The organism is Aeromonas sp. A04 (assembly GCF_047780465.1).
Taxonomy (GTDB): Bacteria; Pseudomonadota; Gammaproteobacteria; order Enterobacterales; family Aeromonadaceae; genus Aeromonas; species Aeromonas bestiarum.
This window is the reverse complement of record NZ_JBLNHP010000009.1, coordinates 26,924-42,154: the sequence shown is the minus strand read 5'-3', so window position 1 is coordinate 42,154 and position 15,231 is coordinate 26,924. Positions and strand designations below refer to the sequence as shown.

Genomic DNA, 15,231 nt, shown 5'->3' with positions numbered 1-15,231 from the left:
GTGATAGTACAGCGCCTGTTAAACCAGCTGATCGCACAGGACATTCGTGATTTCCGCGTACTCGCGGCGATTGCGAAAGTGCCGCGTCAGCTGTTTGTGGATGAAGCCATGGCCCACAAGGCCTGGGACAACACGGCGTTGCCCATAGGCCACGGTCAGACCATCTCCCAGCCTTATATGGTGGCGCGGATGACAGAGTTGCTGATCCAGAATGATCCGGCCCACGTGCTGGAGATCGGCACCGGCTCCGGTTATCAGACGGCGGTGCTGGCTCACCTGGTGGAGCATGTCTACACGGTGGAGCGGATCAAGTCGCTGCAGTTCCAGGCCAGACGCCGGCTGCGGCAGCTCGATCTGCACAATGTCTCCGCCAAGCATGGCAACGGCTGGTTGGGCTGGCCCAACAAGGGGCCGTTTGATGCGATCCTGGTGACGGCGGCGGCCAGCGAGGTGCCCACAGCCCTTACCGATCAACTGGCCGATGGCGGCCGTCTGGTACTGCCGGTGGGGGACAGCCAGCAGACGCTGCAGCTGATCGAGCGATCCGGCTCCCAGCTGACCAGCAAGATCCTGGAGCCGGTGCGGTTTGTTCCCCTGATCGACGGAGATGTTGAGTGACCTTGTTTTCTCGTCTGTACGTGCTGGTGATGCAGTGGGCCCGCCACAGGTACGCCCCTTATTATCTGGCGATCACCGCCTTTGTCGAGTCGGTGTTCTGGCCGATCCCGGTGGACGTCATGCTGGCGCCCATGGCGCTGGCCAGGCCGCACAAGGCGTGGCACTACGCCGGGTTGGCGACAACCTTCTCCGTATTGGGGGCGTTGTTTGGCTATGCACTCGGCTATGCCCTGTGGGAGCCCGTGGTGCAGCCGTTGGTTGCCTCGGTGGGATATGAAGAAAAAATTAGCCTGGCCCGGCAGTGGTTCGAGCAGTGGGGCATCTGGGTGATTTTTATTGCCAGCTTCACGCCGATCCCCTACAAGGTGTTTACCGTCACGGCAGGCCTGCTGCAAATGGCGCTGTTGCCCTTCATCGTGACCTCGTTGATCGGTCGTGGCATGCGTTTTTTCCTGGTGGCAGGCCTGATGCGCTGGGGCGGTGAGAAGATGGAGCGCAAGCTGATGCACTATGTGGATGTGCTGGGCTGGCTCTGTATTGGTTTGGCCGTTGTGGCCTATTTCTGGTTTAGTCGTTAAGGATCCACTATGCGTTCGCGTGTTTGGCAAGGAAGCAGTATCGTCGTGTTGTCATGGCTGCTGCTCGCTTGCTCTTCCAGCAAGACTGCTGCTCCGGTACAGGGATTGGGCAATGATCGCCTCGTCTCTACCGTACCGACTCGTCAGGGGTCGGCTCAGCCGGCCATTCAGGGCAACAGCTACACGGTGAAAAAAGGGGATACCCTCTACTCCATCGCCTTCAACTCGGGCAATGATGTGCCGTCTCTGGCCAGCCTCAACGGCATCAGCCCTCCCTATAACATCTATCCAGGGCAACAGATCCGGTTCGATTCATCCGCTGGCAGTCAGACTGTTGCCCGCAGTGCCGGCACCTACCAGGTACGGCGCGGTGATACCCTGAGCAGCATAGGCCGTCAGTTTGGCATGTCGAATCAGACGCTGGCACAGAGCAACAGTCTGCAGGCTCCCTATGCACTCCACGTTGGCCAGGTGCTGAATGTACAGTCTGCCAGCACGGGAGACAGCCAGATGGTTGCCGCGACTCGTCCGGTCACGCCACAAAGTACCGGCCCCAAACCTCTGGCGACAGCGCCATCAGGTACGACCACCCCATTTATCAAACAGAAAACGATTGCTCAGCCATCTTCAAAAGAATACGCTCAGATCAAAGAACAAAAAACAGACAATAAGCCTCAGTCGAGACTTTCTTGGCACTGGCCGACACAAGGCCGGATCGTCGAGGGTTTCTCCGTTGCAGAACAGGGAAACAAGGGCATAGATATCGCTGGTCAGAAGGGACAACCCGTCTACGCAGCGAGTGGCGGCAAAGTCGTCTATGCGGGTAGCGCACTAAGGGGTTATGGCAAGCTGATCATCCTCAAGCATGATGATGACTACCTCTCTGCCTACGCTCACAACGATGAGTTGCGGGTCAGGGAAGGGGACAGCGTCAAGGGCGGAGCAGTCATTGCCAACATGGGTAGCACGGACGCACCGGATGTGCGATTGCACTTTGAAATCCGGTATCGAGGCAAATCGATAAACCCGATGAGCCATTTGCCAAAGCGTTAACCCCAGAGAGTTAAGTCTTACTCTGGTTCAGGTCAGGGAGACACGCCATGAGCCAAGAACAACTGGTTATGCAGGATGCAGAGTTAGAGTTCGACGAGGAGCTGGAGACCCACGAGGAGGAAGAGGTTCGGGAAGTAGCGGCCGAGGTCGAAGAGACTATTTCCGACGAACTGATGGCACCGGAACTGAACAAGGTGATGGATGCCACCCAGCTCTATCTGGGGGAGATAGGTTTCTCCCCCCTGCTCACCGCCGAAGAAGAAGTTTATTACGCTCGTCGTGCCTTGCGAGGCGATAAAGCCGCCCGCAAGCGCATGATTGAGTCCAATCTGCGACTGGTGGTCAAGATCGCCCGTCGCTACAACAACCGCGGCCTGGTGCTGCTGGATCTCATCGAAGAGGGCAACCTCGGTCTCATCCGTGCGGTAGAGAAATTTGACCCGGAACGCGGCTTCCGTTTCTCGACCTATGCCACCTGGTGGATCCGCCAGACCATAGAGCGGGCCATCATGAACCAGACTCGCACCATCCGTCTGCCCATCCATGTGGTCAAGGAGCTGAACGTCTATCTGCGTACCGCTCGTGAGCTCTCTCATCGCCTCGATCATGAACCGACCGCAGAAGACATCGCCTTTGCGCTGGATCGCTCGGTAGACGACGTGAATCGCATGCTCAAGCTCAACGAGAAGATCACCTCTGTGGATACCCCCATCGGCGGCGATCGTGACAAGGCGCTGCTGGATGTGCTCTCTGACGAACGTGGCATGGGGCCCGAGCTGGAGTCGCAGGATGACGACATGCGTGCCAGCATAGTGCACTGGCTGGAGGAGCTTAATCCCAAGCAGCGCGAGGTGCTGGCGCGTCGTTTCGGTCTGCTCGGTTATGAACCGGCCACGCTGGAAGATGTGGGGTCCGAGATCGGCTTGACCCGGGAGCGGGTACGCCAGATCCAGGTGGAAGGACTGCGCCGCCTGCGGGAGATCCTGCTGGGGCAGGGACTCTCCATCGAGGCGCTGTTTCGTACCAATTAGCGAGTACCAATCAGGCCGCATTGGCGCGGCTGACAACAACAAAAAAGGGGCCATGAGCCCCTTTTTCATTGCAACCGGATCCGCAGGATCACACCGGATCCAGGGTGTCCAGCGGCCAGCGCGGCACCGCCTTGACCGCCAGCGGCTCGAATACACCGGCTTTGAGGCGCTGCATGCCCGCATAGGCGATCATGGCACCGTTATCGGTGCAATATTCGGTGCGAGGATAGAACACCTCGCCTTTGAGGCTCTCCATCAGCTCGGCCAGCTGGGCACGCAGGTGACGGTTGGCGCTGACACCACCGGCGACCACCAGCCGCGTGAGGCCGGTCTCCTTCAAGGCACGGCGGCACTTGATGGCCAGGGTATCGACCACTGCATCTTCGAAGGCGCGGGCGATATCGGCGCGGGTCTGCTCATCGTCGCCGTTGGCGGCAATGGTGTTGGCAGCAAAGGTCTTGAGGCCGGAGAAACTCATGTCGAGTCCGGGCCTGTCGGTCATGGGGCGGGGAAAGTGGAAGCGGCCGCTAGCGCCTTTCTCGGCCAGCCGGGAGAGCAGGGGGCCACCCGGGTAGTCCAGCCCCATCAGCTTGGCGGTCTTGTCAAACGCCTCACCGGCGGCATCATCGATCGACTCGCCCAGCAGCTGATAGCTGCCGATACCGTCGACCCGCACCAGCATGGAGTGACCGCCGGAGACCAGCAGCGCCACGAAGGGGAACTCGGGTGCTCTCTCTTCCAGCATGGGAGCCAGCAGGTGGCCTTCCATATGATGCACGGCGATGGCCGGTTTGTTCCACGCCATTGCCAGCGAGCGGCCTATGGTGGCCCCTACCAGAATGGCGCCAACCAGCCCTGGACCCGCGGTATAGGCGATGCCGTCTATGTCATCTTTATCCAGTCCCGCCTCTTGCAATGCGGCCTGGATCAAGGGGATCGTCTTGCGAACATGATCCCGGCTGGCGAGCTCGGGGACGACGCCACCGTAGTCCGCATGTAGCTTGACCTGGCTGTATAACTGATGGGAAAGGATCCCTTTTTGATCGTCGAAGATCGCGATCCCGGTTTCGTCACAGGATGTCTCTATGCCCAATACACGCATTGCTAAAAAATTTCACTGCTAAAATGAGACGGCTATGGTAACCTTCGCGGGTTTTTTAAACCAGAGCGATCTCTGCGGGTTTACTTTCATTCCCTGTCCAGAGTATAATTTCGCACCATTTTAAGACATGCTGATCGACTGATGGTCAGCTAACAATATATCACTGAGGTGAAAGGCACATGCCAGTAATCAAAGTCCGTGAAAATGAGCCGTTTGACGTTGCTCTGCGTCGCTTCAAGCGTTCTTGCGAAAAGGCCGGTATCCTGTCTGAAGTTCGTAGCCGTGAGTTCTACGAGAAGCCGACTACCATTCGTAAGCGCGCCAAAGCGTCTGCTGTAAAGCGTCACGCCAAGAAGCTGTCTCGCGAAAACGCACGTCGTATCCGCCTGTACTAATCGGGAGATAATGCCGTGTCTCTGAAGGATCAACTCAAGGATCAACAAAAACTCGCCATGCTTGCCAGAGATAAGGCTCGCTTGGGGGCGATCCGTTTGTTGATGGCAGAAATCAAGCAACGTGAAGTTGATTCCCGTATCGAGCTCAAGGATGAGGATATCCTCGCTGTCGTGACCAAAATGGTCAAACAGCGCCGCGATTCCATCAGCCAATTTGAAGCTGCCGGTCGCCAGGATCTCGCCGACAAAGAGTCCGCAGAGATCGTTGTGCTGCAGGAATTCCTGCCACAACAGCTGACCGCAGACGAAATTGCCGCACTGATTGAGCAAGCCATCGCTGAAAGTGGTGCTGCCGTCATGGCTGATATGGGCAAGGTCATGGCTGTCTTGAAGCCGAAAATTCAGGGGCGTGCCGATGTCGGCGCCGTCAGTGCTCAGGTGAAAACCCGCTTGGCGTAACAGGCAACTCTCTTGTTTGGTCGAAGAAGCCGTGCTTCCCTGGGAATGCGCGGCTTTTTTATTTTCTACGCAGTGAAACAGGACGGTTATGGCAGGCAGGATCCCACAATCCTTTATCGATGATCTGCTCGTACGCACAGACATAGTCGAGCTGATCGACTCGCGAGTGCGGCTGAAAAAAGCCGGTAAGAACTACCAGGCTTGCTGCCCTTTTCATAACGAAAAAAGTCCTTCTTTTACCGTCAGCCAGGAGAAACAGTTCTATCACTGCTTCGGTTGTGGCGCCCACGGCAATGCCATCGGCTTTGTCATGGAGTACGACGGTCTCGAATTCCCCGATGCCATCGAAGAGCTCGCCAGCATGCAGGGCATGCAGGTGCCTCGCGAGCAGAGCATTGGCGGCTCGACCAATAGCCAACCGGCCGTCAGCAAGGATCTCTATGAGCTGATGAACCAGATCGCACGCTTCTACGAGAGCAATCTCAAGAGTGCACCCCAGGCGGTGGAATACTTGAAGGGGCGCGGTCTGACTGGTGAAGTGGTCAAGCGTTTCAATATCGGTTATGCCCCTGCAGACTGGGATCAGGTGAGACGCCGCTTTGGTGCCAGCCGGGATCACGAGCAGCTGCTCATCTCGGGTGGCATGCTGATCACGCGTGACAGTGGCCCCGGCAGCTATGATCGCTTTCGCGATCGCATCATGTTCCCTATCCGGGACAAGCGAGGCCGGGTCATAGGTTTCGGTGGCCGGGTGCTGGGAGAGGGGACGCCCAAGTACCTCAACTCGCCGGAAACCCCCATCTTCCACAAGGGACGGGAGCTGTTCGGCCTCTACGAGGTGAAGCAGGCACACAAGGATCCTCGCAGGATCCTGGTGGTGGAGGGCTACATGGACGTGGTGGCGCTCGGTCAGTACGACATCGATTATGCGGTGGCTGCACTGGGTACTGCCACCACCACTGACCATATTCACACCCTGTTTCGTACCACGGCTGAGGTGGTCTGCTGCTATGACGGCGACAAGGCCGGCCGTGAGGCGGCCTGGCGGGCGCTGGATAATGCCCTCTCTCATCTGCAGGATGGGCGTGAACTCAAGTTCGTATTCCTGCCCGATGGTGAGGATCCCGATTCGCTGGTCCGCCAGATTGGCAGGGAGGGTTTCGAGGCCCTGCTTGATCAGGCACAGCCTTTCGCCGACTTCATGTTCGAGCGTCTGGGGCGGGATGCGGCACTGTCCGGTGAGGCGGGCAAGTTCGAGGTGGCCAACAAGGCTGCCGAACTGATCCGCCGGGTACCGGAGGGGTTTACCCGTGAGGGGCTGATCACCCGTCTCTCCAGCATGATGCGCTGGGGTGAGAACAAGCAGCGAATTGCCGAACTGTTCGCCCGCAATAGCCAACCCAAGGCCGAACTCACCAAACCCAAGGCCGCCAAGCTGACGCCGCTGCGTCGGGCACTGGCCCTGATGGTGCAATATCCGGCAGTGACGGCCGAACTGCCAGCCATGCCTGAGCTGGCCGGGCTGCGGGTACAAGGAATCAAGTTCCTGTTGCAGCTGCATCAGCAGATCCTGGCGCAGCCCGGGATCACCACGGGCATCTTGCTGGAGCACTGGCGCGGCACCAAAGAGGGCGAGATCCTCGCCCAGCTGGCGATGCACGACTTGTTTGAAGAGATCAAGCTCGACCAGGAGCCGGATATTCTGGGAGAGCTGCAGGATACCTTCGTCGGTTTCATCAACCAGTTTCTGAAGCAACGAATTGAAGAACTGCAGGCCAAGGTGGCTCAGGAAGGGCTAAGCTCTGAGGAAACGCAGGAGCTGATGATGCTGATCAGAGAGGTACAGATTGAGAAAAGAAATGAGAGTGGGGCTTGATATTTGAGTGATTAGTCCCAATATGAATATCGTTGCCCGAATCGACGGGATTAAAAGCAAAAATTTTATAACCGCCTGGCCCCGACAATACTGCGGGCAGGGGTTTCTCATGACCGACGCCGCAACCAGACATAGCATGTCTGGCGGTTTTCTATTAGAATTGGCTATTTGCGCAGCAGCGCACTGTACGCGCAACCTAGCAACACCAACCGGATGAGTTCTATGGAGCAAACCCCGCAGTCTCAGCTTAAACTCCTCGTTGCCAAAGGTAAAGAACAGGGCTACCTGACCTATGCCGAGGTGAACGATCACCTCCCGCAAGACATTGTCGACTCTGACCAGATCGAAGACATCATCCAGATGATCAACGATATGGGTATTCAGGTGGTTGAAAACGCCCCGGATGCCGATGACCTTATCATGGCTGAAGGTGGTACCGCCGATGAGGACGCTGCCGAAGCAGCTGCCCAGGCACTGGCATCTGTTGAATCTGAGATTGGTCGTACGACCGATCCCGTCCGCATGTACATGCGGGAAATGGGTACCGTCGAACTGCTGACCCGTGAAGGCGAAATCGACATCGCCAAGCGGATCGAAGACGGTATCAACCAGGTACAAAGCTCCGTTGCCGAGTACCCGGAAGCGATTACCTATCTGCTTGAGCAGTATGATAAATACGAAGCCGAACAGCTTCGTCTGTCCGACATCATCTCGGGTTTCATCGATCCTAACGAGACCGATGACGTCGCGCCGACCGCGACTCACATCGGTTCTGAACTCGGCGAAGACGATCTGGCCGACGAAGATGAAGATGAAGACGAAGATGAAGACGAAGACGGCGAAAGCTCGGACGACGACGGTGACGGTGGTCCGGATCCGGAAGTCGCTCGCGAAAAGTTTGGCGAGCTGCGTGCCCAGTATGAGGTAACGCGCCTCTCCATTCAGAAGAATGGCCGCGCGCACGAAGATACCCAGGCTGCGATTGCCCTGCTGGCCGATGTGTTCCGTCAATTCCGCCTGATGCCCAAGCAGTTTGATCGCCTGGTCAACAACATGCGCGAGATGATGGAGCGGGTCCGCGTACAGGAACGCATCATCATGAAACTCTGCGTTGAGCAGGCCAAGATGCCGAAGAAAACCTTCGTCGCGGCCTTCACCAACAACGAGTGTGAAACTGCCTGGTTTGAATACCAGAAACAGGCTGGCAAAGCCTGGTCTCCGCGTCTGGTCGAGATGGACGAAGAAGTGCTGCGTTCCATCGGCAAGTTGCAGCAGATCGAAGAAGAGACAGGTCTCTCCATCGCCCAGATCAAGGATATCAACCGTCGCATGAGCATAGGTGAGGCCAAGGCCCGCCGTGCGAAGAAAGAGATGGTCGAGGCCAACCTGCGTCTGGTTATCTCTATCGCCAAGAAGTACACCAACCGCGGTCTGCAATTCCTGGATCTGATCCAGGAGGGCAACATAGGTCTGATGAAGGCGGTAGACAAGTTTGAATACCGTCGTGGCTACAAGTTCTCGACTTACGCTACCTGGTGGATCCGTCAGGCCATTACCCGCTCCATCGCGGATCAGGCCCGTACCATCCGTATCCCGGTACACATGATCGAGACCATCAACAAGCTCAACCGTATCTCCCGTCAGATGCTGCAGGAGATGGGTCGTGAACCGAACCCGGAAGAGCTGGCCATGCGCATGGGCATGCCGGAAGACAAGATCCGCAAGGTATTGAAGATTGCCAAGGAGCCCATCTCCATGGAGACGCCCATCGGTGATGATGAAGACTCCCACTTGGGCGACTTCATCGAAGATACCACGCTCGCTCTGCCGGCTGATGCGGCGACCAGCGAAAGCCTGCGCAACGCGACCCGCGAAGTGTTGGCCGGTCTGACCGCCCGCGAAGCCAAGGTACTGCGGATGCGTTTTGGTATCGACATGAACACTGACCACACTCTCGAGGAAGTGGGCAAGCAGTTCGACGTCACCCGTGAGCGTATTCGTCAGATCGAAGCCAAGGCACTGCGCAAATTGCGCCACCCGAGCCGCTCGGAAGTGCTGCGCAGCTTCCTGGACGAATAGTCCCGGATATGTGCCAGAGCCGTCGTCTCAAAAGCCCCGCCATGCGGGGCTTTGTTTTATCCGGACTTTACGAGACGTGAGCGGGTTGGCAGGAATATTGGCAGGAAAGTGGACAAAATGTCGCCAAGTGGTTGATCTACCTATAGACTGGCTTCTCTACATCCCCTATAATCCACGCCGCAAAACCAACAATCTGGCCCCTTAGCTCAGTTGGTTAGAGCAGTCGACTCATAATCGATTGGTCGCCCGTTCAAGTCGGGCAGGGGCCACCAAATTCCGTAAAAAGGCCGCTCATCATGAGCGGCCTTTTTGTTTCTGGCTATTTACCAACCTAGATCCAGATCGGCGGCATAGAGGGCAATGGTGAATCAACAAGGGACAGACCCGAGGCGCGGGTCTGTCTGACATGTCAGGAGTGCTGATCCTGACGCGCCGGCGCTTGCTGCGGGCGTGCGCCGCGCACCGCAGGCAACATGCGCACCACCAGATTGCTGCGCTGGCGCAAGGAGGTGAATGCGAGGGCCGTCAGGTGCAACGCGATCAGCCCTTGCAGCACCCAGGTACACCAGAGGTGCCAGTCGTCGGCTCCCAGTTCGAAACCCAGCTCTGTGTTCTGGAACCAGCCGCTACCGGCGGTGGCCAGTACGGTCAGCCAGAGCGCCCATACCGCCAGCTTGCCGCTGCCGTGATGGCCTGGGGTCGCCGGGGTGCGTTCACGCAACTCCACGGCCTGCTGGCGAAAATCTGCCCGGCTCGGGATCAGGGCTCGCAGCCGGGCATGGCCCCTGGCGAAAGAGAGCCCCCACACCAGGCGCAGGCTGATCAGTGCCATGGCGGCATACCCCAGCCATTCGTGCCACTCTTCCCCGGCCTCGTTGAGCCAGAGGTTGCCGATACAGGCGGCCGCCACACCCCAGTGGGTGAGGCGGACCAGACTATCCCAGTGAAAGGGCTCAGCCTTTTTGCTTGGCATATTTGTGGTACTCCTTCTTCAGGTCATTGACCTTGGCCAGGTGCTCGCGCGCCTTGGCTTCGTCACCCGCCTTGAGGGCTGCCAGGCTGGCATCCAGCTCGGTCTGCACCTCGTTCATGCCTTCCAGAAACTTCTCTTTCTTGGCGGCAGGCATGTTCTTCTGCTTGGCGACGTCGAGCTGAGCCTTCATCTCGTTGATGTGTTTCTCCATGGAGGCTGCGTCGCCGGCCTTGACGGCCTGCTTGTAGCTGAAGCCGATCTTCTTCATCGGTTGTTCCAGCTCGCCGGCCATGGCGGGCAGGGTCATCAGGCCAAACATCAGGGGCAGCAACAGGGGGCGAACAGTTTTCAACATGGGATTTCCTTATTTAACGACATGCTTATCAATTTAGATTGGTTTCTTATGAACCCTTATTTGGCGTTCATGTCAGGCATGATGCCATGAGCCACCGTGAACTGTTTGTGAAAATTGCTGTTTTTTGTCACAAATGGTAACGCCAGAGGGGAAAATGTGAGGGAGATGGCGAGGGATCCCCCTGGGGCAAGGGTGAGAGCCGTTAACAAATCCAGCCGGTCGCACCATGTGAAAAAGGGCCCGCAGGCCCTGATGATAATCTGTGTGTCACAGGTGGAAATTACTGCTCCTGCTCGCGTTCTATGGCACGCCAGCCGATGTCCTTGCGGTAGAAGAGGCCGTCCCACTTGATGCGAGCCGCCAGCTGATAGGCCCGCTGCTGGGCTTCGGCGACGGTATGGCCGAGGGCGGTGGCGCACAGTACGCGGCCACCCTGGGTCAGGCTGGTATCCCCTTCCAGCCGGGTACCGGCATGGAATACCTTCTCGCCGGCCACTTCATCCACCGGCAGCCCGCTGATGGGGCGATTGCTGCTGTAGTCGCCAGGATAACCACCCGCTGCCAGCACCACGCCGATGGCGGCGCGGGGGTCATAGATGGCCTCCTTCTTATCCAGCTCGCCTGCGCAGGCGGCCAAGCAGAGCTCCACCAGATCGGATTGCATCCGCAGCATGATGGGCTGGGTTTCCGGGTCGCCGAAACGGCAGTTGAACTCGATCACCTTGGGGTTGCCCTGGCCATCTATCATCAGGCCGGCGTAGAGGAAGCCGGTGTAGACATTGCCTTCGGCCGCCATGCCACGCACGGTCGGCATGATCACCTGCTCCATCACCTTCTGGTGCACGTCAGCCGTCACCACGGGGGCCGGGGAATAAGCTCCCATGCCACCTGTGTTGGGGCCTGTGTCGCCATCGCCGACTCGCTTGTGATCCTGACTGGTGGCCATGGGCAGCACGTGCTCGCCATCCACCATGACGATGAAGCTCGCCTCTTCCCCGTCCAGAAACTCTTCGATCACCACCCGGGCACCCGCTTCCCCGAACGCATTGCCGGAGAGCATGTCGCGCACCGCTTCCTCCGCCTCGGCGAGGGTCATTGCGACGATCACGCCCTTACCCGCCGCCAGACCATCGGCCTTGATGACGATGGGGGCGCCCTTCTCACGCAGGTAGGCCAGTGCCGGCTCCACCTCGGTGAAGTTCTGGTAGTCGGCGGTCGGAATGGCGTGACGGGCCAGGAAATCCTTGGTGAAGGCCTTGGAGCCTTCCAGCTGGGCGGCGGCGGCGGTCGGGCCGAAGATGGGCTGACCGGCGGCGCGGAAGGCATCGACCACCCCTTTCACCAGCGGCGCTTCCGGCCCGACTATGGTGAGGCCTATCTGTTTTTCCCTGGCGAAGGCCAGCAGCCCCTCGATGTCGGTCGCCTCGATGGCGACGTTCTCGACGCCCGGCTCCAGCTGGGTGCCCGCATTGCCCGGTGCCACGAAGACGTGGTGTACCAGTGGGGAGTGTTTGGCCTTCCAGGCCAGGGCGTGTTCACGACCGCCATTGCCAATGATCAGTACTTTCATCGTATCGCTCGCTTCTATTCGTGGTAACCGGCTCGGCCCGCAGATGGCGCGTCGCCGGTTGAAAATAGTCAGTGGAAAAGAGACAACAAAAGGGCCGCCAGCGGCGACCCTGACCCATCAGTGACGGAAATGGCGCATGTTGGTGAACACCATTGTCATGCCGTGTTCGTCGGCGGCGTCGATCACCTCCTGATCGCGCATCGAGCCACCCGGCTGGATGACGCAGGCGATGCCGGCGGCCGCGGCGGCATCTATGCCATCGCGGAACGGGAAGAAGGCATCGGAGGCCATGACGGAGCCCGCCACCGTCAGCCCTTCATCCTCGGCCTTGATGCCGGCGATCTTGGCGGAGTAGACCCGGCTCATCTGGCCGGCGCCGACCCCTATGGTCTGGCCCTCTTTGGCGTAGACGATGGCGTTGGATTTGACGAACTTGGCCACTTTCCAGCAGAACAGCAGGTCTTTCAGCTCGGCCTCGGTCGGCTGGCGCTTGCTGACCACCTTCAGGTCGTCCTGGGTCACCATGCCAAGATCCCGCTCCTGCACCAGCAGGCCGCCGTTGACCCGCTTGAGGTCAAAGCCCTGGGCCGGCGCAGTCCACTGGCCGCATTCGAGCAGGCGTACGTTCTGCTTGCTGGCAACGGCGTCACGGGCTGCCTGGCTGACGCTCGGAGCTATGATCACTTCCACGAACTGGCGGGCGACTATGGCGGCGGCGGTGGCCCCATCCAGTTCGCGGTTGAAGGCTATGATGCCGCCAAAGGCGGAGGTGGGATCGGTCTGGTAGGCGCGATCGTAGGCCGTCAGCAGGTCGTCACCTATGGCCACGCCACAGGGGTTGGCATGCTTGACGATGACGCAGGCCGGCTCGTTGAACTCCTTCACACACTCCAGCGCCGCATCGGTATCGGCGATGTTGTTGTAGGAGAGCGCCTTGCCCTGCAGCTGTTGGCTACTTGCGACTGAGCCCGGTGCGGCCTGCTCTTCGGCATAGAAGGCGGCAGCCTGATGGCTGTTTTCGCCGTAGCGCATGTCCTGCTTCTTGATGAACTGGCTGTTGAAGGTGCGCGGGAAGCGGGACTCGGCATCGCCTTCCTTGTTGTCACCATAGCTAGGCACCATGGTGCCGAAGTAGTTGGCGATCATGCCGTCATAGGCGGCTGTGTGCTCGAAGGCGGCGATGGCAAGGTCAAAACGGGTAGCAAGCTGCAGGCTGTTGCCGTTGGCATCCATCTCGGCGATCACGCGCGCGTAGTCGGCTGCCTTGACGACGATGGCCACGTCTTTGTGGTTCTTGGCGGCGGAGCGAACCATGGTCGGGCCGCCGATGTCGATGTTCTCGACCGCATCGGCCAGGGTGCAGCCCGCTTTGGCCACGGTCGCGGCGAAGGGGTAGAGGTTGACGACAACCATGTCGATGGGGGAGATAGCGTGCTGGGCCATGATGGCGTCATCTTGATCGCGACGACCGAGAATGCCGCCGTGGACCTTGGGATGCAGGGTCTTGACCCGGCCATCCATCATCTCGGGGAAACCCGTGTAGTCGGAGACCTCGGTCACCGGCAGACCCGCGTCGGCGAGCAGCTTGGCGGTGCCGCCGGTGGAGAGCAAGGCCACGCCACGTTCGTTGAGTGCCTTGGCAAATTCCAGGATGCCAGTCTTGTCAGACACACTCAGCAGTGCACGGCGAATGGGTCGAGCTTGTTCCATCACACTATCGTCCTCAGCATAACGGGGACCGTTCCATGGGAGACGAGGCTCAACACAGAGAGTCCCCAAATAAATGGAAGTGGGGGATTTCGCAAACCACTCTCGCCAAAAAGACCTGCTGTTGGCAAACGTGTTTTAGGAAATGCCCGCTTGACGCGACGCTCTCTTGTGGGCGCGTATTCTACACAAAAAATGTGAGCCGTGGTGGATTTTTTAAGGTGACAAAGCCTTGCCTGGTGCGGTGTTAAACGTTTTCTGGTGGTTTTTTGTGAAACGTTTGTCTTTTCAGTGTTTTGATGGAAAAAAGTGACCGCGGCACCTTTTGCTTGCCCGTTTTCTGCCCCTGGCTGGTAATCCATTGGCAAAGGGGCGATAGTGGGTTCCGGTTTTTTGAACGGCAAATCCAATGGGGGAGAGGGCATGTATCGGATCGGGGAATTGGCCAAGGCGTGCGGGGTAAAGGCGGATACCCTGCGTTTTTACGAGAAGAACGGCCTCATCTCGCCCGGGATCCGCAACGAGTCCGGTTACCGCCTCTATGGCGAGCAGGACAGGCGGCGACTGGAGTTCATCATACGTGCCAAGTCGGTGGGCTTCTCCCTTGCCGACATAGGTGAGCTGCTGGATCTGGACACCAACAAGGCCAAAGTCACCTGTCAGGAGGTGAAGGCGGTGGCCGACACCAAGCTGGCCCAGGTGGAGCAGAAGATCATGGAGCTGACCCGCTTTCGCGAGAACCTGCGCGAGCTCTCCAACATCTGCTGTGGCGGCCCGCGCTCGGCGGAGCACTGTGCCATCCTAGAGACCCTGGAGTCCGGAGCCCCGTCCCGCCACGAGCATCACGATCATGAGCACTGAATCTATCAGCACCAAGCAGCGCCCACGGATCTCCGCCTTCCTGGCGCTCTCCCTCGACGGCTTCATCGCCGGGGAGGGGGACAGTCTCGACTGGCTGGCCCCCTTTTCCGGTGACTCGCCGGAGGAGACCGGCTACAACGCCCTGATGGCGAGCGTGGATGCACTGCTGATGGGGCGCAACACCTTCGATGTCGTGCGCGCCTTCCCGGAGTGGCCCTACGGCGACAAGCCGGTGGTAGTGCTGACCCACAGGCCGGCCGAGCCGGCTGTGAACGTCTCTTTCCGGCAAGGCGCCCTGGCACAGGTACTGAGCGAGCTGTGGCAGGAGGGGGCGGGCCACCTCTATCTGGACGGCGGCAATCTGGTGCGCCAGGGCCTGCAAGCCGGGCTTGTCGACGAGCTGACCCTGTTCTGGGTGCCGGTCACCCTGGGGGCCGGCGTGCCGCTGTTTACGGGCGCCCTGCCCGGCGGCCTCAACCCCGTCTCCAGCACTCTGCTGCCGAGCGGTCTGGTGCGGGTCGTCTACCGGCCAGGATCCTTGCCGCCCACCGCTTGAATCCTTGCGCCACCCTCG

The 15,231-nt window shown here is 59.1% G+C and carries 15 protein-coding genes and 1 tRNA gene; 11 read left to right on the top strand and 5 right to left on the bottom strand.

Features of this window, described 5'->3' with window-relative positions; translation table 11 throughout:
* From ACM3N8_RS19625 to rpoS, 4 genes are read left to right on the top strand one after another with little or no spacing between them, the layout of a single operon-like run.
* Positions 1-618, top strand: a complete 618-nt coding sequence (locus ACM3N8_RS19625) for a protein-L-isoaspartate(D-aspartate) O-methyltransferase (RefSeq protein ID WP_043142113.1) — start codon at positions 1-3, stop codon at positions 616-618.
* A complete protein-coding gene (locus ACM3N8_RS19620) occupies positions 615-1,196 on the top strand; it encodes a YqaA family protein (protein WP_181003708.1) in 582 nt (193 codons plus the stop codon). The genes ACM3N8_RS19625 and ACM3N8_RS19620 overlap by 4 nt, the downstream gene beginning before the upstream one ends.
* Before the next feature lie 9 nt (positions 1,197-1,205).
* Positions 1,206-2,249 (top strand): peptidoglycan DD-metalloendopeptidase family protein, encoded by a 1,044-nt coding sequence (locus ACM3N8_RS19615; protein WP_241280531.1) that lies wholly within the window; start codon positions 1,206-1,208, stop codon positions 2,247-2,249.
* A 47-nt stretch (positions 2,250-2,296) separates the two neighbouring features.
* A complete protein-coding gene (gene rpoS, locus ACM3N8_RS19610) occupies positions 2,297-3,280 on the top strand; it encodes an RNA polymerase sigma factor RpoS (RefSeq protein ID WP_042872653.1) in 984 nt (327 codons plus the stop codon).
* Positions 3,281-3,368: 88 nt separating this feature from the next.
* On the opposite strand, the gene tsaD is transcribed toward rpoS, so the two are convergent.
* Positions 3,369-4,382, bottom strand: coding sequence for a tRNA (adenosine(37)-N6)-threonylcarbamoyltransferase complex transferase subunit TsaD (tsaD, locus tag ACM3N8_RS19605; RefSeq protein ID WP_043142105.1), 1,014 nt, complete (start codon positions 4,380-4,382; stop codon positions 3,369-3,371).
* 179 nt (positions 4,383-4,561) lie between these two features.
* Between tsaD and rpsU the strand changes: the two genes are divergently transcribed.
* From rpsU to ACM3N8_RS19580, 5 genes are all read left to right on the top strand, one after another.
* Positions 4,562-4,777, top strand: a complete 216-nt coding sequence (rpsU, locus tag ACM3N8_RS19600; RefSeq protein WP_005309452.1) for a 30S ribosomal protein S21 — start codon at positions 4,562-4,564, stop codon at positions 4,775-4,777.
* 15 nt (positions 4,778-4,792) lie between these two features.
* Positions 4,793-5,236 carry a GatB/YqeY domain-containing protein gene (locus ACM3N8_RS19595; protein WP_290019310.1) on the top strand — a complete coding sequence of 148 codons (444 nt, stop codon included), beginning with the start codon at positions 4,793-4,795 and terminating at the stop codon, positions 5,234-5,236.
* 88 nt (positions 5,237-5,324) lie between these two features.
* A complete protein-coding gene (gene dnaG / locus ACM3N8_RS19590) occupies positions 5,325-7,112 on the top strand; it encodes a DNA primase (protein ID WP_043142101.1) in 1,788 nt (595 codons plus the stop codon).
* Between the two features lie 183 nt (positions 7,113-7,295).
* Positions 7,296-9,191: an RNA polymerase sigma factor RpoD gene (rpoD, locus tag ACM3N8_RS19585; protein ID WP_290019324.1), complete on the top strand. Its 1,896-nt coding sequence runs from the start codon at positions 7,296-7,298 to the stop codon at positions 9,189-9,191.
* A 195-nt stretch (positions 9,192-9,386) separates the two neighbouring features.
* Positions 9,387-9,463: transfer RNA gene (locus ACM3N8_RS19580), tRNA-Ile, on the top strand.
* 137 nt (positions 9,464-9,600) lie between these two features.
* On the opposite strand, the gene ACM3N8_RS19575 is transcribed toward ACM3N8_RS19580, so the two are convergent.
* The 4 genes from ACM3N8_RS19575 to purH form a co-directional block, all read right to left on the bottom strand.
* On the bottom strand, positions 9,601-10,164 hold the full coding sequence (locus tag ACM3N8_RS19575; RefSeq protein ID WP_098980690.1) for a cytochrome b/b6 domain-containing protein: 564 nt from the start codon (positions 10,162-10,164) through the stop codon (positions 9,601-9,603).
* On the bottom strand, positions 10,145-10,519 hold the full coding sequence (locus ACM3N8_RS19570) for a cytochrome b562 (protein WP_103472747.1): 375 nt from the start codon (positions 10,517-10,519) through the stop codon (positions 10,145-10,147). The genes ACM3N8_RS19575 and ACM3N8_RS19570 overlap by 20 nt, the downstream gene beginning before the upstream one ends.
* Positions 10,520-10,799: 280 nt before the next feature.
* Positions 10,800-12,089 carry a phosphoribosylamine--glycine ligase gene (gene purD / locus ACM3N8_RS19565; protein ID WP_290019311.1) on the bottom strand — a complete coding sequence of 430 codons (1,290 nt, stop codon included), beginning with the start codon at positions 12,087-12,089 and terminating at the stop codon, positions 10,800-10,802.
* A 117-nt stretch (positions 12,090-12,206) separates the two neighbouring features.
* Positions 12,207-13,799, bottom strand: a complete 1,593-nt coding sequence (gene purH, locus ACM3N8_RS19560; protein ID WP_098980688.1) for a bifunctional phosphoribosylaminoimidazolecarboxamide formyltransferase/IMP cyclohydrolase — start codon at positions 13,797-13,799, stop codon at positions 12,207-12,209.
* Between the two features lie 420 nt (positions 13,800-14,219).
* On the opposite strand from purH, the gene zntR reads away from it, so the two are divergent.
* Both zntR and ACM3N8_RS19550 read left to right on the top strand, forming a co-directional pair.
* Positions 14,220-14,657: a Zn(2+)-responsive transcriptional regulator gene (gene zntR, locus ACM3N8_RS19555; RefSeq protein WP_043142084.1), complete on the top strand. Its 438-nt coding sequence runs from the start codon at positions 14,220-14,222 to the stop codon at positions 14,655-14,657.
* 4 nt (positions 14,658-14,661) lie between these two features.
* Complete coding sequence (locus ACM3N8_RS19550; RefSeq protein WP_416016524.1) at positions 14,662-15,213, top strand: dihydrofolate reductase family protein; 552 nt, start codon at positions 14,662-14,664, stop codon at positions 15,211-15,213.
* Positions 15,214-15,231 lie beyond the last annotated feature (18 nt).